At 62.0% G+C, this 17,787-nt stretch carries 15 protein-coding genes and 3 tRNA genes; 13 read left to right on the top strand and 5 right to left on the bottom strand.

Features of this window, described 5'->3' with window-relative positions:
- Positions 1-10: 10 nt before the first annotated feature.
- The 4 genes from AB5Y64_RS12970 to AB5Y64_RS12955 all read right to left on the bottom strand — a co-directional run bounded on the left by AB5Y64_RS12970 (position 11) and on the right by AB5Y64_RS12955 (position 4,092).
- Positions 11-1,348, bottom strand: a complete 1,338-nt coding sequence (locus AB5Y64_RS12970; protein WP_102948249.1) for an IS4-like element ISAeme15 family transposase — start codon at positions 1,346-1,348, stop codon at positions 11-13.
- Positions 1,349-1,464: 116 nt separating this feature from the next.
- The gene (locus tag AB5Y64_RS12965) at positions 1,465-2,970 is read right to left on the bottom strand and encodes a helicase HerA-like domain-containing protein (RefSeq protein ID WP_368203943.1); all 1,506 of its coding nucleotides are present in this window, start codon (positions 2,968-2,970) and stop codon (positions 1,465-1,467) included.
- Between the two features lie 115 nt (positions 2,971-3,085).
- A complete protein-coding gene (locus AB5Y64_RS12960) occupies positions 3,086-3,580 on the bottom strand; it encodes a DUF2062 domain-containing protein (RefSeq protein ID WP_039040273.1) in 495 nt (164 codons plus the stop codon).
- A complete protein-coding gene (locus tag AB5Y64_RS12955; protein WP_010675237.1) occupies positions 3,574-4,092 on the bottom strand; it encodes a DUF2062 domain-containing protein in 519 nt (172 codons plus the stop codon). Before AB5Y64_RS12955 ends, AB5Y64_RS12960 begins: the two co-directional genes overlap by 7 nt.
- Positions 4,093-4,207: 115 nt before the next feature.
- Between AB5Y64_RS12955 and AB5Y64_RS12950 the strand changes: the two genes are divergently transcribed.
- The 11 genes from AB5Y64_RS12950 (at position 4,208) to AB5Y64_RS12900 (ending at position 14,403) form a co-directional block, all read left to right on the top strand.
- On the top strand, positions 4,208-6,343 hold the full coding sequence (locus AB5Y64_RS12950) for a DNA internalization-related competence protein ComEC/Rec2 (protein ID WP_368203940.1): 2,136 nt from the start codon (positions 4,208-4,210) through the stop codon (positions 6,341-6,343).
- 134 nt (positions 6,344-6,477) lie between these two features.
- Positions 6,478-8,247, top strand: coding sequence for a lipid A ABC transporter ATP-binding protein/permease MsbA (gene msbA, locus AB5Y64_RS12945; protein WP_010675235.1), 1,770 nt, complete (start codon positions 6,478-6,480; stop codon positions 8,245-8,247).
- On the top strand, positions 8,247-9,242 hold the full coding sequence (gene lpxK, locus AB5Y64_RS12940; protein WP_368203938.1) for a tetraacyldisaccharide 4'-kinase: 996 nt from the start codon (positions 8,247-8,249) through the stop codon (positions 9,240-9,242). Before msbA ends, lpxK begins: the two co-directional genes overlap by 1 nt.
- A 111-nt stretch (positions 9,243-9,353) precedes the next feature.
- Entirely contained in the window at positions 9,354-9,551 is a 198-nt protein-coding gene (locus AB5Y64_RS12935; protein WP_010675233.1) for a Trm112 family protein, read from the top strand.
- Positions 9,548-10,327 carry a 3-deoxy-manno-octulosonate cytidylyltransferase gene (kdsB, locus tag AB5Y64_RS12930; protein WP_049636856.1) on the top strand — a complete coding sequence of 260 codons (780 nt, stop codon included), beginning with the start codon at positions 9,548-9,550 and terminating at the stop codon, positions 10,325-10,327. The genes AB5Y64_RS12935 and kdsB overlap by 4 nt, the downstream gene beginning before the upstream one ends.
- A 209-nt stretch (positions 10,328-10,536) precedes the next feature.
- Positions 10,537-11,181: a UvrY/SirA/GacA family response regulator transcription factor gene (gene uvrY, locus AB5Y64_RS12925; RefSeq protein WP_010675231.1), complete on the top strand. Its 645-nt coding sequence runs from the start codon at positions 10,537-10,539 to the stop codon at positions 11,179-11,181.
- 110 nt (positions 11,182-11,291) lie between these two features.
- Complete coding sequence (uvrC, locus tag AB5Y64_RS12920) at positions 11,292-13,145, top strand: excinuclease ABC subunit UvrC (protein WP_045524196.1); 1,854 nt, start codon at positions 11,292-11,294, stop codon at positions 13,143-13,145.
- 213 nt (positions 13,146-13,358) lie between these two features.
- Entirely contained in the window at positions 13,359-13,913 is a 555-nt protein-coding gene (pgsA, locus tag AB5Y64_RS12915; protein WP_010675229.1) for a CDP-diacylglycerol--glycerol-3-phosphate 3-phosphatidyltransferase, read from the top strand.
- A 179-nt stretch (positions 13,914-14,092) separates the two neighbouring features.
- A tRNA-Gly gene (locus AB5Y64_RS12910) sits at positions 14,093-14,168 on the top strand.
- A 34-nt stretch (positions 14,169-14,202) separates the two neighbouring features.
- A tRNA-Cys gene (locus AB5Y64_RS12905) sits at positions 14,203-14,276 on the top strand.
- A 40-nt stretch (positions 14,277-14,316) separates the two neighbouring features.
- Positions 14,317-14,403, top strand: a tRNA-Leu gene (locus AB5Y64_RS12900).
- A gap of 314 nt (positions 14,404-14,717) precedes the next feature.
- Here AB5Y64_RS12900 and AB5Y64_RS12895 read toward each other — a convergent pair.
- Positions 14,718-15,623, bottom strand: coding sequence for a LysR family transcriptional regulator (locus tag AB5Y64_RS12895; RefSeq protein ID WP_263309385.1), 906 nt, complete (start codon positions 15,621-15,623; stop codon positions 14,718-14,720).
- A 58-nt stretch (positions 15,624-15,681) separates the two neighbouring features.
- On the opposite strand from AB5Y64_RS12895, the gene AB5Y64_RS12890 reads away from it, so the two are divergent.
- Together AB5Y64_RS12890 and AB5Y64_RS12885 are read left to right on the top strand one after the other, a co-directional pair.
- Complete coding sequence (locus AB5Y64_RS12890; protein ID WP_319882800.1) at positions 15,682-17,166, top strand: amidohydrolase family protein; 1,485 nt, start codon at positions 15,682-15,684, stop codon at positions 17,164-17,166.
- A gap of 14 nt (positions 17,167-17,180) precedes the next feature.
- Entirely contained in the window at positions 17,181-17,654 is a 474-nt protein-coding gene (locus AB5Y64_RS12885) for a DMT family transporter (RefSeq protein WP_010675226.1), read from the top strand.
- The last annotated feature ends 133 nt before the right edge of the window (positions 17,655-17,787 follow it).

Below are 17,787 nucleotides of genomic sequence, written 5' to 3'. Positions count from 1 at the left end.
GCAATGCTGTTCACTTAAGCGGAGCCGCATTGCGATTTACCGGAAAACGGGTCTTTGATATCTTCACCGCCCTGGGTCTCGATGGCCTGGGGCGTTTTTCTATGAACATGACGCCTATGCAGCCCCGCAACTCCGCCAACCTCCGTGGCGTATGGGCTGGCGATAACGCGCCCGCCATCACTGCCATCTGGTTCGCGATGAACTGACAGGCAAACTTAAAGCTCACCTCATTGGGCGCTCGCTGATGGGCTACGGCGGCCTGGCTGGCCTCCCGCCTGACCAGATTGTATCCAAGCAGCAATCCCCACAGCTCCTGATAGACCAAGTCCACTTTCTTGCTTCTCAGCGTGATGGCGTTGTGCTGCATCGCGCTTTTGATATCCCGGTATCCCAGCTCGATTTCCCAGCGCTCGTGGTACAGGGTCGCCACCTGAGCTGCGCTGAATCGCGCCACGGGCAGGGAGGTAAAGACCGTTTTCTCCTTGCCTGCCACCTCATAGGTCACTGCGCGAACTTGCCAGTGTGTCGGCAACGCCGGGTTTTTCTTGCGAGCCTGAGGCGAGACCGTCATTTGCAACAGACGGTCACCGTCGCCATAGCGCTCAAGTTCCGTGTATACCAGCCCGTTGCGTTCCGGGATGAGCCAGTGACGGTCGGTGTCTTCGGCCTGAATACGCAGCAACAGGTCGGCACCGAAGAAGCCTTTATCCAGCAGGGTCACTGACTTGTCCGGCAATGAGTGAATGAACTCGCTGGCCAGGGGGATTTCCCCTTTGCGGTACGGGCTGATGGCCGCGTTGGCAATGACATGCGAGCGGACATTCATGAGCGTGACCAACCGCAGCATCGGGTAGGGTGTCTGCCGGTTGGTTGAGGTGTTACCCGAGCCGAAATGTGCTCTGAGTTCAGGCATATCCTGGGTTCGGAACAGGGCCCCATCGATGGCAAAGACCTGTAAACCGTGCCAATGGTCTTCAGGATAACGTTCCCGCCCCCACACATCGGCGCACTGTTTGAACAGCCACTCGAGCGGCTGTTTGCCGAGTCGCTGACGGGCCTGAGACAGGGCACTGTCCGCGAGCAAGGCATCATTGGCCAACCCTTCTGCACAGATGTTGAGGCGCCGAGCGACCTCGGAGATAGGCTCATTGCGGAAAAAGGCCATCCCCACGACGAGCCACAAGACCATATCAGAAGGTAAGCGGCGTCGGCGGATAGTGGCCTTTTCAGACAAGGCGGCAGCGGCAGTAATCCATTCGTCGGGAATATGGTCGGCAAAAATGGCCAGCCGAGCCAGCATGTCGCCAGATGCCTCAACAACATCGTTCAGATCGTTTGCAATAGACATAAAAAAATCCGGAACCAGTGATTGGTTCCGGATTGTCCTACAGCAGAAGGATCGGTCAATGGATCCTTAACTGATCAGCATTGCGCCGTATCGGCGGGCTTTTTCATTTTCCGGCATCAGCGGCGCCGCTTGCTGCTTCCCAGCAGGGAGCCGAGCACCCCGCGCATCAGCTGGCGTCCCACCTCGTTGCCGAGGGTGCGGGCCACGCTCTTGGCGGCGGTCTGCACCACCCCGTCATGCTGGCCACCACGGGGGCCGGTGCGACCGAACAGGATGCCATTCAAGGCATCCAGCAGACCGCCGCCCTGGTCGGTCTGTGGGGAAGCGGTCTCGTCACCGGCGGCGGGCGATGTCTCTTGAAGTCGCTCGAACGCGGACTCCCTGTCCTCCTGGGTGTCGTATCTGCCGTAGAGCAATGAGCCCTGAATAAGCGCCTGGCGCTCGGCCGCGCTCAGGGGGCCGATGCGGCTGGCCGGGGGCGCGATGAAGGCGCGCTCCACCACGCTGGGCCGCCCCTTCTCGTCGAGCAGGGAGATGAGCGCCTCCCCGACCCCCAGTTCAGTGATGGCTCCGGCGGCGTCGAAGGCCGGGTTGGCCCGCAGGGTGTTGGCGGCGATGCGTACCGCCTTCTGATCGCTCGGGGTGAAGGCGCGCAGGGCGTGCTGCACCCGGTTGCCAAGCTGCCCCAGCACGCTGTCGGGGATGTCGGCCGGACTCTGGGTTACAAAATAGACGCCCACCCCCTTGGAGCGGATGAGGCGCACCACCAGCTCAATTTTCTCCAGCAGCGCCCTGGGCGCATCCTTGAACAGCAGATGGGCCTCGTCGAAGAAGAACACCAGCACGGGCTTTTCCGGATCCCCTATCTCGGGCAACTGTTCGAACAGCTCGGAGAGCAGCCAGAGCAGGAAGCAGGCATAGAGGCGGCTGGACTGGGTGAGCTTGCCGGCGGCCAGCACATTGATATGGCCGTGGCCCGCCCCGTCGGTCTGCATCAGATCCTGGATGTCCAGCATGGGCTCGCCGAAGAAATGATCGCCGCCCGCGCTCTCCAGGGTGAGGAGGTTGCGCAGGATGGCGCCGATGGAGGCGGTCGACACATTGCCGTAGCGGGTGGTGAGAGTCTTGGCGTGCTCCCCCGCAAACTGCACCATGGCCCGCAGGTCTTTCAGATCGAGCAGCAGCAACCCCTCGTCGTCCGCCACCTTGAACACCAGCTCCAGCACCCCGCTCTGGGTGTCGTTGAGGCCGAGCAGGCGTGCAAGCAACAGAGGCCCCATGTCGGAGACGGTGGCCCGCACCGGGTGGCCCTCTTCGGCGAAGAGATCCCAGAACAGGGTGGGGCTGGCGGCAAAGTCGGGTGCCTGAAGGCCGAGCTGTGCCAGACGGGCATCCAGCTTGGCAGAGGGGGTGCCGGCGGCGCCCAGGCCGCTCAGATCCCCTTTCACGTCGGCCAGAAAGACCGGCACGCCGAGGCGGGAAAACCCCTCCGCTAGCACCTGCAGGGTGACTGTCTTGCCGGTGCCGGTGGCCCCGGTGATGAGGCCGTGGCGATTGGCCATGGCGGGGAGCAGGGAGAGGGGGTGGCCATTGGCATGGGCCAGCGTGAGCGGTTCGGCCATGGTGGGCTCCTTGTTTCGAATGGGGGTCGAAAAACAACGGGTTACAAGGAGTGTGGTGGCAGAGGCAGACGATGGCAAGGCACGCCGCCCGAGACAAGGACTGCGTGCTGGCAACCTAGCGGGGGCGGGTCAGCTTGCCCAGTTGCAACAGCAGCAGGGTGAGCAAGGCGCCGGCGGCGGCGCTCAGCACCGCCAGCAGCAGGCTGCCGAGCAGGAAGGGGGGCACCAGGGTGGCTGCCTCCTGCTCCAGCCAGTGCAGGGACCAGGTGAGATGGAAGGGGGCTGGCGTCTCGTTCAGCACCAGGCAACCGGTACGATAGGCGTAGAGGTACATGAAGGGGAGCGTCAGCGGGTTGTTGAACCAGACCGCCAAGAGGGCCAGCGGCAGGTTGAAGCTGAACGCCAGCACCAGGGCGACGGCCACCAGGGAGTGCATGGGCATGGGGACCCAGCTGGCGAACAGCCCGGCCGCCACGGCGCCACAGAGGGCCCGCGTTCCCCCTTGCCAGAGGGCGGGGGTCAGCAGTCGCTCGCCAAAGAGGGCGAACCACTTCTGTTGGCGCAGGGTATCGGGGTCAATCTTGAAGCGGGCCAACCAGCGATTCAGCATGGGCGCGCCACCTTGCGTTTTTGCCACTGGCGCACCGTGCTCAGGCGCCAGCCCGCGCGAACCAGGACATAGCCGACGAGGGCGCTCAGCAGGGCAAGCACCAGGGAGCCCAGCAAGAGCGGCGGGGCCACCGTCTCGAACACCGACACCAGCCAGGCCCAGGTGAAGGTGATCTCGATGTGCTGGGAGGGTTGCCCCAGCAACTGGCAGCCCACCAGATAGGCGCCATAAAACAGCGGTGGCATGGTCAGGGGGTTGGAGAGCCAGACCAGGGCCACCGAGAGGGGCAGGTTGACCCGGCAGGCGATGGCGCCGCCAGCGGCCAGCAGCATCTGGCAGGGGAGGGGAACCCAGGCCATGAAGAGGCCGACCGCACAGGCACCGGCGGCGGAGCGCCGGTTGAGATGCCAGAGGTTGGCATCCAGCAGCAGCTTGCCAAAGAGTCGCAAGTGCTTGTGTTCCTTGAGGGTCGCCGGGTCGGGTAGCCAGCGCTGTATGATTCGTTTGGGCATGTTCTGAACCTTGCTAAATACTTGCTCCATGGATCTGCGTCTGTTGTCGTTTGCCCTGGGGGCAAGCTCCTCACTGCTTTGGCCATGGCTGCCTTCATGGGAATGGGGTGGCCTGATGCTGCTGCTCGCGCTTCCTCTCGCCGGTGGTCGTTGCTGGCGGCTGCTGTTTCTGCTGCTCGGCATCCTCTGGATGCAGGTGAATTTGCACTACCGGCTTGCCTGGCTGGATCAACTTGGCAAAAAAACGAGCCACATCATAACCGCACACGTGCAAAGTACGGAGTCTTCGGGAGAGAAAGAGGGGGATAAATTTGCGCGCCTGCTGCTGCGCCTCGACACCCTGGACGATCGCCCCCTCATCGTGCCACCCCTGGTGCGGGTCAATGCCTATCAGGTGTTGCCGCCGTTGCCTGCCAGCAGCCGCGTCACCTTGGTGACCTCTCTCAAGCCGGCCCATGGCCTGGCCAACGAAGCGGGGATGGATGGGCGGCGCCTGCTCCTTGGCAAGGGGATCACCGCCACCGGCAACCTGCGCCGGGTCATCGCCCTGGATGCCGTGCCCCCGGGTGTGCGCGATCGCTGGCTGGCGGCGGCGAGTCGCTCCTGGGAGGGGATGGCGCAGGCCCCCCTGCTGGCGGCCCTCACCTTCGGGGAACAGGGGGGGATCACGGATGCCCAGTGGGAACTCTTTCGCGGCAGCGGCCTGACCCACATCATCGCCATCTCGGGCCAGCATATTGCTCTGGTAGCGGTGCTCGGCTGGTGGCTCGGGCGGCTGTTCGGGCTGCGCGGGGCTATCTGCGTGTCACTCCTGTTCGCGGCCACCTACAGCTGGCTGGCGGGGTTTGCGGTGGCCACCGAGCGTGCCCTCATCATGGTGCTGGTGTGGAGCCTGCTGCGCTGGCTAAAGCGGGACTGGCCGAGCCACCGGATTTGGCTGTGGGCCTTTGTGGTGCTGACATTGTGGGACCCTTTCGCCCTCTATTCGGCGGGGTTCTGGCTCTCTTTTCTGGCGGTGGCCCTGCTGTTGCTGGCGAGTCTGTTGCACGATCGCCCCGGCATGGTGCGGCTGCAACTTCTGCTGCTGCTCGGATTGCTGCCCCTGCAACTGCTGCTGTTCGAGGGGATGGCGCCCCTGGCGTTTCTGCTCAATCTGCTGGCACTGCCGTTGTTCTGCCTTGTCATCATTCCCCTGGCGCTCATCGGCGTGCTGGTGGCGCCCCTCTCCACGTTGCTGGCCCACGGCCTGCTCTGGGTCTCCGCCTTTGGCCTGGAGTGGATGCTGTGGGGGCTCACGCAGCTGGCGGATCGCCTGCAGCTCTGGTGGCCGGTGCCCGGCTGGCTGATGCCCGCCAGCGCCCTGCTGATCCTGCTGTGGACGGGATGGCACCTGCCGGGAGGGCGCACCCTGGGGGGGCCGGTGGCGGCGGCCCTGCTGCTCGCCCTCTGGCCTGCTCCCGCTTCCTGGCAGGTGCGGGTGCTGGACGTGGGGCAGGGGCTATCGGTGCTCGTCACCCGGGGCGAGCGGGCCATCCTGTTTGATACCGGGGATCGCTACCCAGGGGGCTACAACATGGCGGATGCGGCCATCCTGCCCCTGCTCAACCGGCTCGGCATCCGGGTGATCGACACCCTGATCATCAGCCACAGAGACAGGGATCACGCGGGCAACCGGCAGGCCCTGCTGCAGAGCATGGCGGTGCGCCGGGAGCTCTCCTCTTTTCCCTTTACACCGGCTACCCAGGCCTGCCGCCGAGGTCAGCAGTGGCATTGGCAGGGACTGGATGTACGGGTGCTTTGGCCCCTGGCAGCCGGGGCGGGGCGCAACAACGACAGTTGCGTGGTGCAGCTGGACGACGGGCGTCATCGGCTGCTGCTGAGCGGCGACATCGAGCAGCAGGCGGAGCGCCGCCTGCTGGCGCTGGAGGAGGGTGAGGGCGCGGGGCTGGCCAGCACCCTGCTGGTGAGCCCGCACCATGGCAGTCGCACCTCCTCCACGGCCCCCTTCGTGGCGGCGGTGAAACCTGCCTTCGTGGTGCACAGCGCAGGCTTCATGAACCAGTGGGGCTTTCCCCGCCCCGAGGTGGTGGCGCGATACCAGGGGGCGCGGCAGTGGGTCACGGGGGAGGCGGGCGCTATCCTGATCGAGCCGGGGGACGCGGGGCTCAGGATCCGGGCCGAGCGGGAGCAGGGGCCCTGGTACCGGCGTGGCGGCCCCTGGTGGCAGCCGCAGGTATGGGGAAGTGAGTGAGGATCCGGTGAGCCTGCCCGGCAAGGGGCGGCCTTCATTTGTGACTCGGGTTGTAGCCATCGCGCCAGCGGCGCTTGGTGTAGCTCCAAGGTTTGGCTAGAATAGCCCGTCATTTCCCTTATTAACGGCTATTCATGCAACAAGAAACCTCACAAGAGAGCTGGACCGTCTTCAAGCGCCTGCTCGGTTATGTCCGGGATCGCAAGCTGGGTCTGGTGGGCGGCATCATTGGCATGCTGGGTTACGCGGCCGTGGATACCACCTTCGTCTACTCCATCAAACCGCTCATCGATCAGGGGCTCAACGGCAACGACAGCAGCGTGCTCAAGTGGATGCCCTTCTTCGTCCTCGGCATCGTGGCTCTGCGCGGCTGCGCCGCCTTCCTCTCCAACTACTGCATGGCCTGGGTCGGCAACCACGTGGTGATGCGCCTGCAGCAGCAGGTGTTCAGCCACCTGATGGCCATGCCCATGAGCTTCTTCGACCGCCAGAACACCGGCAACCTGCTCTCCAAGGTGACCTATGACGCCGGTCAGGTGTCGTCCGCCGCGAGCTCGACTCTGGTCTCCTTGGTGCGGGAAGGGGCCACCGTCATCGGCCTGCTGGGCCTGATGTTCTGGCACTCCTGGCAGTTGTCGGTGATCTTCCTGGTGGTGGGGCCCCTGGTCGGGATCCTCATCAGCATCATCAGCCGACGTTTTCGCAAGATAAGCCGCCACATCCAGCAGGCGGTGGGTGACATCACCACCTCCACCGAGCAGATGCTCAAGGGGCACAAAGAGGTGCTGATGTTCGGGGGCCAGGAGGTGGAGGACAAGCGCTTCTACCAGGTGAGCAACCGGATGCGCCAGCAGACCATGAAGATGGTCGCCGCCGACGCCATCGGCAGCCCCATCGTCCAGATGGTGGCCTCCGTGGCCCTTGCGGTCTTCCTCTATGTCGCCACCATCGACAGCGTCAAGGCGACCCTGACCGCGGGCACCTTCACCGTCATGGTCACCTCCATGATGATGCTGCTCAAGCCGCTGAAAAGCCTGACCGACGTGAACAACCAGTTCCAGCGCGGCATCACCGCCTGCCAGAGCCTGTTCGGTCTGCTGGACTCCACCCCGGAGCAGGACACCGGCACGCGCACTCTGGAACGTGCCCGAGGTGAAATCGAGTTTCGCAACGTCACCTTCACCTACCCGACCAAGGAGACACCGGCGCTGCGCAACATCAGCTTCAAGGTGGAGGCGGGCAAATCGGTGGCCCTGGTGGGTCGTTCCGGCTCCGGCAAGAGCACCATCGCGAGCCTTCTGACCCGCTTCTATGACATCGAAGAGGGGGAAATTCTGCTGGATGGCGTCAACATCCGCGAATACCGCCTGAGCGAGCTGCGCAAGCAGTACGCCCTGGTCTCCCAGCACGTGCACCTCTTCAACGACTCCGTGGCCAACAACATCGCCTACGCGGCGGAAGAGAAGTACAGCCGCGACGAGATCAAGCAGGCGGCCCGCATCGCCCATGCGGACGACTTCGTCAGCAAGATGCCGGAAGGCTATGACACCGTCATCGGCGAGAACGGCGCCTCCCTCTCCGGCGGCCAGCGCCAGCGCATCGCAATCGCCCGCGCCCTGCTGCGGGACTCCCCGGTGTTGCTGCTGGACGAAGCCACCTCGGCCCTGGACACCGAGTCCGAGCGCCACATCCAGGCGGCCATCGACGAGCTGTGCAAGGCGCGCACTTCCCTCGTGATCGCCCACCGCCTCTCCACCATCGAGAAGGCGGACGAGATCCTGGTGATCGACGAGGGACACATCGTCGAGCGCGGCAACCACCAAACCCTGATGGACATGCATGGTACTTATGCCCAGCTGCGGGCCATTCAGTTTGGTAATACAGCCACGGGTAACAAGGGCTGATGCTGGCCAGACTCTGGTACGGGAACAGCCTCTGGCGCTGGGGGCTGGCCCCCTTCGCCCTGCTGTTTGCCCTGATTAGCGGCGTCCGCCGTCTGGGGTATCGCCGAGGCTGGTTCAGCGCCTATCGGGCCACCCTGCCGGTGGTGGTGGTGGGCAATCTCTCGGTGGGGGGCAACGGCAAAACCCCGGTGGTGGTTTGGCTGGTGGAACAACTCCAGGCCCGGGGCTGGCGCCCCGGCGTGGTCAGCCGCGGCTATGGCGGCAAGGCGCCCCATTACCCCTATCGACTGGATGAGAGCAGCACCCCGGCCGAGGCCGGGGATGAGCCCGTGCTCATCGCAAGGCGCTGCGGCTGCCCCGTGGCGGTGGCCCCCAGACGGGCCGATGCGGTGCGGTTGCTGGAGCAAGGCGGTGAGGTGGACATCATCGTCACCGACGACGGCCTGCAGCACTATGCCCTGGCCCGTGACATCGAACTGGTTGTGGTGGACGGGGCGCGGCGCTTTGGCAATGGCTGTCTGCTGCCCATGGGGCCGCTGCGCGAGCCCACGACGCGCCTCAAGCGGGTGGACGCCATCATCTGCAACGGCGGCGAACCCGCCCGTGGCGAGTACGGCATGCGCCTGGTGCCGGATACCCTGCGCCGGGTGTGCGACGATGCGCCTCTCACGGCCCCCCTCTCGGGGCCGGTGGATGCCCTGGCGGGCATTGGCCATCCCCCCCGTTTCTTCGCCACCCTGACCGCCCTTGGTTACGAGCTGGTGCAGAGCGTCGGCTACGGGGATCACCAGGCGTTCGACGCCGCCGAGCTGCTGGCCCGCTTCGGCCAGCGCCCCTTGCTGATGACCGAGAAGGATGCGGTCAAGTGCCGCCCCTTCGCCCCGGACAACTGGTGGTATCTGCCGGTCAGCGCCGAGCTGCCCGATGCCCTGGGGGAGGCGCTGCTGCGCACCCTGGGCCCGCAGCCCGGGGGGGACAAGCACCAGGCGCCCTGACGGGCGCCACCGGATTGGAACAGACGGCCAGCGCCCGGACTCGGGGGCTGGCCCTGCACATTGACATGCCAGGCAAGATCGCCTGTGGGAAATCGTTAAAGGAGTTTCGTTGTGGCACTGGATATTAAACTGCTCGACATCATCGCCTGCCCGGTCTGCAAGGGGAAACTGCACTATCAAGCGCACGCCGAGGGCCCTCAGGAGCTCATCTGCCGTTTCGACAGACTGGCCTATCCCCTGGAGGAGGGGATCCCGGTGCTGCTGGAGAACCGGGCCCGTCACCTGGCGCTGGAAGAGCTGAAGCCATGAGTTTCGTCGTCGTCATTCCTGCCCGTTACGCCTCCACCCGGCTGCCGGGCAAGCCGCTGGCCGACATTCATGGCAAGCCCATGGTGCAGCACGTGGTGGAGAAGGCCCTGCAATCGGGCGCCGATCGGGTGATCGTCGCCACCGATGACGAGCGGGTGCAGCAGGCTCTGGCTCCCTTTGCCGCCGCTGCCGGGTTCGAGGTGTGCATGACCTCACCGGATCACCAGTCCGGCACCGAGCGTCTGGCCGAGGTGTGCCGTCACTACGGCTTTGCCGCCGACACCATCATCGTCAATGTGCAGGGGGACGAGCCCCTCATTCCTCCCGTCATCATCCGCCAGGTGGCGGACAACCTGGCCGCGGCCAGCGCGCCCATGGCGACGCTGTCGGTGCCGATCAGGGATGCCGAAGAGGCGTTCAATCCCAATGCCGTCAAGGTGGTGACCGACCGGGAGGGGTATGCCCTCTATTTCAGTCGCGCCAGCATCCCCTGGGATCGGGACCGCTTTGCGGCCAGCGATCGCGTTGCGGGGAGCCGCGAGCAGATTGGCGATCACTACCAGCGCCACATCGGCATCTACGCCTATCGCGCAGGCTTCATCCAGCGTTATGTGGACTGGGCACCGAGCGTGCTCGAGCAGGTCGAAGCCCTGGAGCAGCTACGGGTGCTCTGGTACGGGGAGAAGATCCACGTGGCCCAGGCGCTGCAAGCCCCGCCGGTGGGGGTGGACACCCAGGCCGATCTCGACAAGGTGCGAGCGCTGCTGGCCGGTTGAGGCTGGCGGAACGGCTTTGATGCAGCACGGCGCCCCAGGGCGCCGTTTTTTAATTGATTCTTTGTATAATAATTTGATTTAAAACGGATTTTACGAGCAATTTCAAACTTTTCCCGCCCATGGTTTGCCAAATCATCGAGTTTGGTTATGATGCAAGACGCCGTGTTAACCCTAACTGGCATATAACGAGATAAAAACGGGGTGTTTGGGTGATTAATGTATTCCTGGTCGATGATCATGAGTTGGTGCGTACAGGGATAAGACGCATTTTGGAAGACGTCCGCGGGATCAAGGTGGTGGGCGAGGCGCAGAGCGGGGAAACCGCGGTGGCCTTCTGTCGGCAACATCACCCCGATGTGATCCTGATGGACATGAACATGCCGGGCATCGGCGGTCTGGAAGCGACCCGCAAGATCCTGCGGATCCGCCCCGATGTACGCATCATAGTGCTGACCATTCATTCAGAAAATCCGTTCCCCACCAAGGTGATGCAGGCGGGCGCCGCCGGGTACCTCACCAAGGGGGCCGCGCCGGACGAGATGATCCACGCCATTCGCCTGGTTCACTCCGGTCAGCGCTACATCTCCCCGGAGATCGCCCAGCAGATGGCCCTGAGCCAGTTCGCCTCCGCCGACGAGAACCCCTTCAAGTCCCTCTCCGAGCGGGAGCTGCAGATCATGATGATGATCACCAAGGGGCAGAAGGTGACCGACATCTCCGAGCAACTCAACCTGAGCCCGAAGACGGTCAACAGCTACCGCTACCGCCTGTTCAGCAAGCTGGGGATCAACGGTGACGTGGAGCTGACCCATCTGGCCATTCGTTATGGCATGCTGGATGCCGATACCCTGTAACGGGGGCGTGTGGACACCAAAGGCGGCACCGGCCGCCTTTTGCTTTTGTCTGGCTGTGGGCAGTATGCTCTCCCCGTCTTTTTGCATTCATCCGTTGAGTCGAGTTGCCGATGACCCTCTCTCCCGAGCCCCATTTTGACAGCAAGGCATTCCTGAGTGCCGTCACCCACCAGAGCGGTGTCTACCGCATGTACGACAGCGGCGGCACCGTCATCTACGTGGGCAAGGCCAAGGATCTCAAGAAACGGCTCGCCTCCTACTTTCGGGCAAATGTCGACAGCATCAAGACCCGCACCCTGGTGCGCCAGATTGCCGATGTGCAGGTAACGGTCACCCACACCGAGACCGAGGCGCTGATCCTCGAGCACAACCTCATCAAGCAGTACCAGCCCCGCTACAACGTGCTGCTGCGGGATGACAAGTCCTACCCCTGGATCATCATCACCGACCATCGGCACCCGCGCATCGGCGTCCATCGCGGCGCCCGCAAGGTGAAGGGGGAGTATTTCGGCCCTTACCCCTCCGGCGGCGCGGTACGCGAGAGCCTGCACCTGATGCAGAAGATCTTCCCGGTGCGCCAGTGCGAGGATGCGGTCTATGCCAACCGTACCCGCCCCTGCCTGCTCTACCAGCTCAAGCGCTGCGCCGGCCCCTGCGTGGCGGGGCTGGTGAGCGAGGCCGAGTATGCCCAGCAGGTGGCGCTGGCCAAGCTGTTCCTCGCGGGCAAGAACCAGCAGGTGATCGGCGAACTGGTGGGCAAGATGGAGTCCGCCAGCGGCGATCTGCGCTTCGAGGAGGCGGCCCGCTACCGGGATCAGATCCAGGCCCTGCGCCGGGTCACCGAGCAGCAGTCGGTGAGCGGCAACGTGCTGGACGAGCTCGACGTGGTGGGGGTGGCCTTCGAGCAGGGGACCGCCTGCATCCACGTGCTCTTCATCCGCCAGGGCAAGGTGCTGGGATCGCGCAGCTACTTCCCGAAAGTGCCGGCCGATACCCCGCTTGACGAGGTGGTGCAATCCTTCCTGCTGCAGTTCTATCTGTCGGGGCAGGGGGGACGGCAGATCCCGAGCGAGGTGCTGCTGGACGTGGCGCTGGAGGATGAGAGCGTCATCGCCGACACCCTGAGCCAGACCGCCGGCTACAAGGTGCGGGTGGTGAGCCGGACGCGCAGCGAACGGGCCCGCTTCATCAAGCTTGCCTCCATCAACGCCCAGACCGCGCTGCGCTCGCGCCTCGCCCACAAGAGCACCATCACCGCCCGTTACGATCAGTTGGAGGAGCTGCTGGAGCTCGAGACCCCCATCGCCCGCATGGAGTGCTTCGATATCTCCCACACCATGGGGGAGCGCACCGTGGCCTCCTGCGTGGTGTTCAACCGGGAGGGGCCGCTCTCCTCGGAATACCGCCGCTTCAACATCGACGGTATCACTGGCGGGGATGACTATGCCGCCATGGAGCAGGCGCTGGAGCGCCGCTTTGGCAAGCAGCAGGAGCCGGACAAGGTGCCGGATGTGCTGTTCATCGACGGCGGTCTCGGCCAGTTGCGCCGCGCGGAGGAGATCCTGGCGCGCCAGTTGGAGTTTCTCGGCGGCAAATACCCGCTGCTGGTGGGTATCGCCAAGGGGGTGACCCGCAAGGCGGGGTTGGAGACCCTGATCCTGGGGGACAGCCACGAAGAGCTGCATTTGCCGGCGGACATGCCCGCCTTGCACCTCATCCAGCACATTCGCGACGAATCCCACCGCTTTGCCATCACGGGCCACCGGGCCAGGCGGGCAAAGGCCCGCACCACCAGTACCCTGGAGGACATTCCCGGGGTGGGGCCGAAACGGCGGCAGGCGCTGCTCAAATACTTGGGGGGTTTGCAGGAGGTGAAAAAAGCCGGGGTGGACGAGCTCGCCAAGGTGCCCGGCATCAGCCAGGAGCTGGCCCAGTCCATCCACGACGCATTGCACTCGCTCTAGCGCTGCCTTTGGTGTGAAGGTGGTCACGCCAGGGGGCATCAGGGCGTGCCGCCTGCGCACAAGAGCCGTGACGCAGGGGGCTCCCAAATGCCATAATGACCGGCATCCTGAGGTTATTGATGGATTAATGGACCAAGGCGGGCGCCAGTTCGGTTGCATCCGCGATCGGCTTGGGGCTACCATGTAGCGGCATACAAGAAGTGGCTGAAAATAATGACAAATATTCCTAACCTGCTGACGTTCTTTCGGATTTTGCTCATCCCCGTCTTCGTCATCCTGTTCTACCTTCCCTATCAGTGGTCCTACATGGCGGCGGCCATCGTCTTCATCCTGGCGGCCGCAACCGACTGGTTTGACGGCTATCTTGCCCGCAAGCTGAACCAGTCCACCGCCTTTGGCGCCTTCCTCGATCCGGTGGCCGACAAGATCATGGTGGCGGCGGCCCTGGTGGTCATCGTCGAGCACTACAACACCGTCTGGGTCACCATCCCCGCCATGACCATGATTGGCCGGGAGATCATCATCTCCGCCCTGCGTGAATGGATGGCCGAGCTTGGCAAGCGCTCCTCGGTGGCGGTCAGCTGGATTGGCAAATGGAAGACCATGATCCAGATGGTGTCGCTCACCGGCCTCATCTGGCAATACGACATCTGGATGGTGTGGCTCGCCTATGTGCTGCTCTACGTGGCCACCGTGCTCACCTTCTGGTCCATGTTCCAGTACATGAAGGCTGCCTGGGGCGATCTCAGCTACCACTCCCGGTTCTAGTCCAAACGGGAAGATGGCCGTTTCTCTGCCACTGGCGCCGAGAAACGGCCATGAGCGCCAAAAGTGTGGGACAAGGGTAAAAAACACCCGAACGATCAGCGTATTAAATGTTTTTGGTTGACTGGGCGGGGAACATCGCTAGAATGCGTTCTCACAGTCAGGCAGTCAGCCAGACCGATGCGGGAATAGCTCAGTTGGTAGAGCACGACCTTGCCAAGGTCGGGGTCGCGAGTTCGAGTCTCGTTTCCCGCTCCAAATTCAGACAATAGAGAGTTTCTCTCTTTTGCATGGCGCGTTAGCAAAGCGGTTATGCAGCGGATTGCAAATCCGTTTAGTCCGGTTCGACTCCGGAACGTGCCTCCATATTGACAAGCCCGCACGCGGACTTGATACCGATTGCGGTGCCTGAGTGGTGAAATCGGTAGACACAAGGGATTTAAAATCCCTCGACGTTCGCGTCGTGCCGGTTCGATTCCGGCCTCAGGCACCATTAAAATTGAAGAAAAAAGCCTTACAGATTAAACAGATACGACGCTTCATTGCGTCGTTTTTGTTTTACCCCCCCCAGAATTTCTTTCCCACTTTTGCTGAATTGGCCATTTCCTGTCCAGGTGACTTGTTGCTCCCTGTGATTTGCTGTAATCGGCTGGCTGAGTGCTCCGACATAGGCAAGCAGATGTGTCTTGATACTGCGCCGAGGTTGTCTAGGGATGGTCTTTGGTACTGAAGCTAGCGCGGCTTGTTATGGCGCCTGGGCCGCGCGTTTCGTTGGCCAGCAAACAGATTTGAATCCTATGGTTGTATTCATTTTCCCGGGCTGGTCTTGTGGACAAGTTCGGCAATCCAGTCAGCAAATGCACGCACGGCAGGAGACAGAAAACGCTGATGGGGATAAAGCAATGTGACTGGCACCGATGGCGGTTGCCAATCTGCTAGCACCTCGATGAGCCTTCCTGCCTGCAGGTGCTCCAGTACAACATTCTCGGCAAGCTGGATGAGGCCAAAGCCATCGAGGCACATCTTGATATAAAGCCCCGTGTCATTGACGGCTGCGGTGCCGCTCACAGTAACCGATAGAGTCTCTTTACCGCGGACAAAGCGCATTTCGTTTGCATGCCTGGCGAGGCCCGAAAAGTAGTGGACCGCCTGGTGCACAGACAGTTCTTCAGGGGACTGGGGAACACCGTTTTCGTGAAGGTATTCAGGCGAGGCGCAGGTTACCCACCGAAACCGGCCAAGGGGACGAGCAACAAGGGTGGAGTTATTCAGCTCTCCTGTTCTGATCACGCAGTCCACACCTTCCTGAACAAGATCAACCTGCCGGTCACTCACACCTATCATCAGGTAGATATCTGGATAACGTTGGTGAAAGTCACTGAGATTCTGCATGACGATGGAATGTGCTATCCCGCTCGGCATATCAACCCGCAAACGCCCCTGTGGCCGCTTGATAGCCTCCGTCAGGCTGGACTCGGCATGTTCAATCAATGAGAGTATTTCCCTGCACTGGCCAAGATACTGCAGGCCTTCAGGGGTGAGGTTCACCCGCCTCGTTGTTCTGTTCAGCAGGCGCACCTGCAGGTATTTTTCGAGGTTTTTAATCGTACTGCTGACTGTCGAGGAAGGCAGTGAGAGGGTCTCTGCTGCCTGCACGAAGCTTCCGGTCTCAGCAACCCGCATAAAGATCTGCATAGCCTGAATACGATCCACAGCCCTTCTCCCTTGAGACGATAACTCTACCGATAGTTCCCATGATTATTCGAAGATCATGAATTATGAAAACAGTTTGGTCATCTTTTTCAGGGTAATAGAGTGCCGTATCTTTTTGCCATTGGCTAGAAAAGAGGCTCTTGAAATGACCGGATACGTTAGAAATATTGTTAATAATCAAGATGTAATACCAGATTCAATCTTGATCAAGGGGGCCACGATCCTCAGCATGGATGAGAGCGTGGGTAACATTGAACGTGGAGACATTCTGATCAGTGGATCAACCATTACGGCCATAGGCAAGAATCTGGAGGCAAATGGTGCCCGTATCATCAATGCTACGAACATGATCGCCATGCCGGGGATGGTGGATTCTCATCGCCACTCCTGGGAGGGACAACTGCGCCGCATCAATCCGAATGCCACTTGTCTGGAAGACTACAGCAACGCCACGCACTTCTCTTTCGCCAAGTACTATCGCCCTGCCGATATGTATATCGGCAACCTGCTGACGGCACTGGGCTGCATTGATGCAGGCATCACCACCGTCATTGACAATTCCCATAACAGCCGCACCGCAGCCCATTCGGACGCCGCCGTCGAGGCCCTGCTGGATGCAGGGATCCGTGCCATACACGCCTCCGGCGCACCGGTATCGGGGGAATGGGACAAGGCTCATTGGCCGGGTAACTGGCAACGCCTGCAAGAGAAATATTTCAAGGACAACCCAGAGAGCCTGGTTTCCCTTGCTGTCATGGCCCAGCTGGAGCCTGCATTGTGGGCCGAGGCTCGCAGGCTGGGACTGCCGATCGTCACTGAATTCTTTGGTTCTTTTATGGCGTCTGAGCTGGAGTCACTGCATCGGCGCGGTCTGCTCGGCCCGGACAATATTTTCAATCACTGTACGTCACTGCCAGATGAGGGATGGAAGATCCTGCGAGAAGCCGGTGTCCGGGTGAATGTCTGCCCGCGCTCCGATGCGCACTATGGCATCGAGGACGGTATGTTTGCCATCCAGGCGGCGCAGCGTCATGGCATCAACCCTGGCCTCAGCGTCGACAATGAAACCTCTTACAGCACTGATATGTTTATGGAAATGCGCGTGGCATTTTACCTGCAACGGGTGATGGGCATGCATCAGCAGCACTGCTGCGGCTCCGACCACTCGCTGACCACGCTGCCGGCTGCCCAACTTCTCAAATCGGCGACTGTCGATGGTGCTGCCTGTGCAGGGCTGCTGGACAAGGTAGGGAGCCTGACGCCAGGAAAACAGGCGGATCTCATTCTGATCAATGTTGGCGATATCAACCTCTACCCGTCCGGCAATGCCTTTGGCACCGTGGTGCATGCGACAGAGCGCAGCAACATTGATACCGTCATTATTGGCGGGCGCATCGTCAAGCAGCATGGCAAGGTGCTTGGCGTAGACAGCACGCGCCTTCGCGCCGCCATTGATGAGTCCCGTGAGCATCTGTTTGCCGCCGCCGGGTATGAGCCTGACATTTTTGCTGACGCCTTCCTGCCGCTGGCACAGGCACACTGACAGGTATGCAACCCATGAGCACACTGTATTACGTCATCGCTTTTGCCGCAGGTCTCGGGATCACGCTGCAGACAACTCTGAATAGCCAGCTGGCACGAGGACTCGGGGGCGATTCGGTCACCGCCGCATTGTTCTCCTTCGCGGCCGGTGCATTCAGCCTCGGGGTCTTCTCGCTGCTGCGTGGCGGATTATTCACCTCGCTTGCGGCCATTCCATCACAGCCTCTGTGGAGTCTGGCTGGCGGCCTGATCGGTGCTTGCGCGCTGTTCAGCTATGTCGTGCTCGCACCGAAAATCGGGTTGTCAGCCCTGCTTGGGTTGGCCATCGTCGGACAGTTGCTCTCATCCCAGGTCATCGACCATTTCGGTCTGCTTGGCACCATCCAGCGTCCGGTATCTTTGATAAAGCTGGGTGGAATGTTGGTCATGCTGACCGGGCTCGTCATCATGTTGTTCGGTGATCGGTTAGCTGAGCGCCTTATGCACTGATGAAGCGGCCTTCTGATGTTTTGACCTTCACGAACGTCAGCCCCGGGGCAGGCGTTCTGCTGATGGGGTTTGCATCCCGGCTCAGTTCCATGACCTGAATAGGGGGACACAAAGAGGCTCGCCTGACCTGGTC

The organism is Aeromonas sp. R5-1 (genome assembly GCF_040908265.1).
Lineage (GTDB): Bacteria > Pseudomonadota > Gammaproteobacteria > Enterobacterales > Aeromonadaceae > Aeromonas > Aeromonas caviae.
The sequence above is the reverse complement of the archived record's forward strand: the minus strand, read 5'-3'. Positions and strand labels throughout refer to the sequence as shown.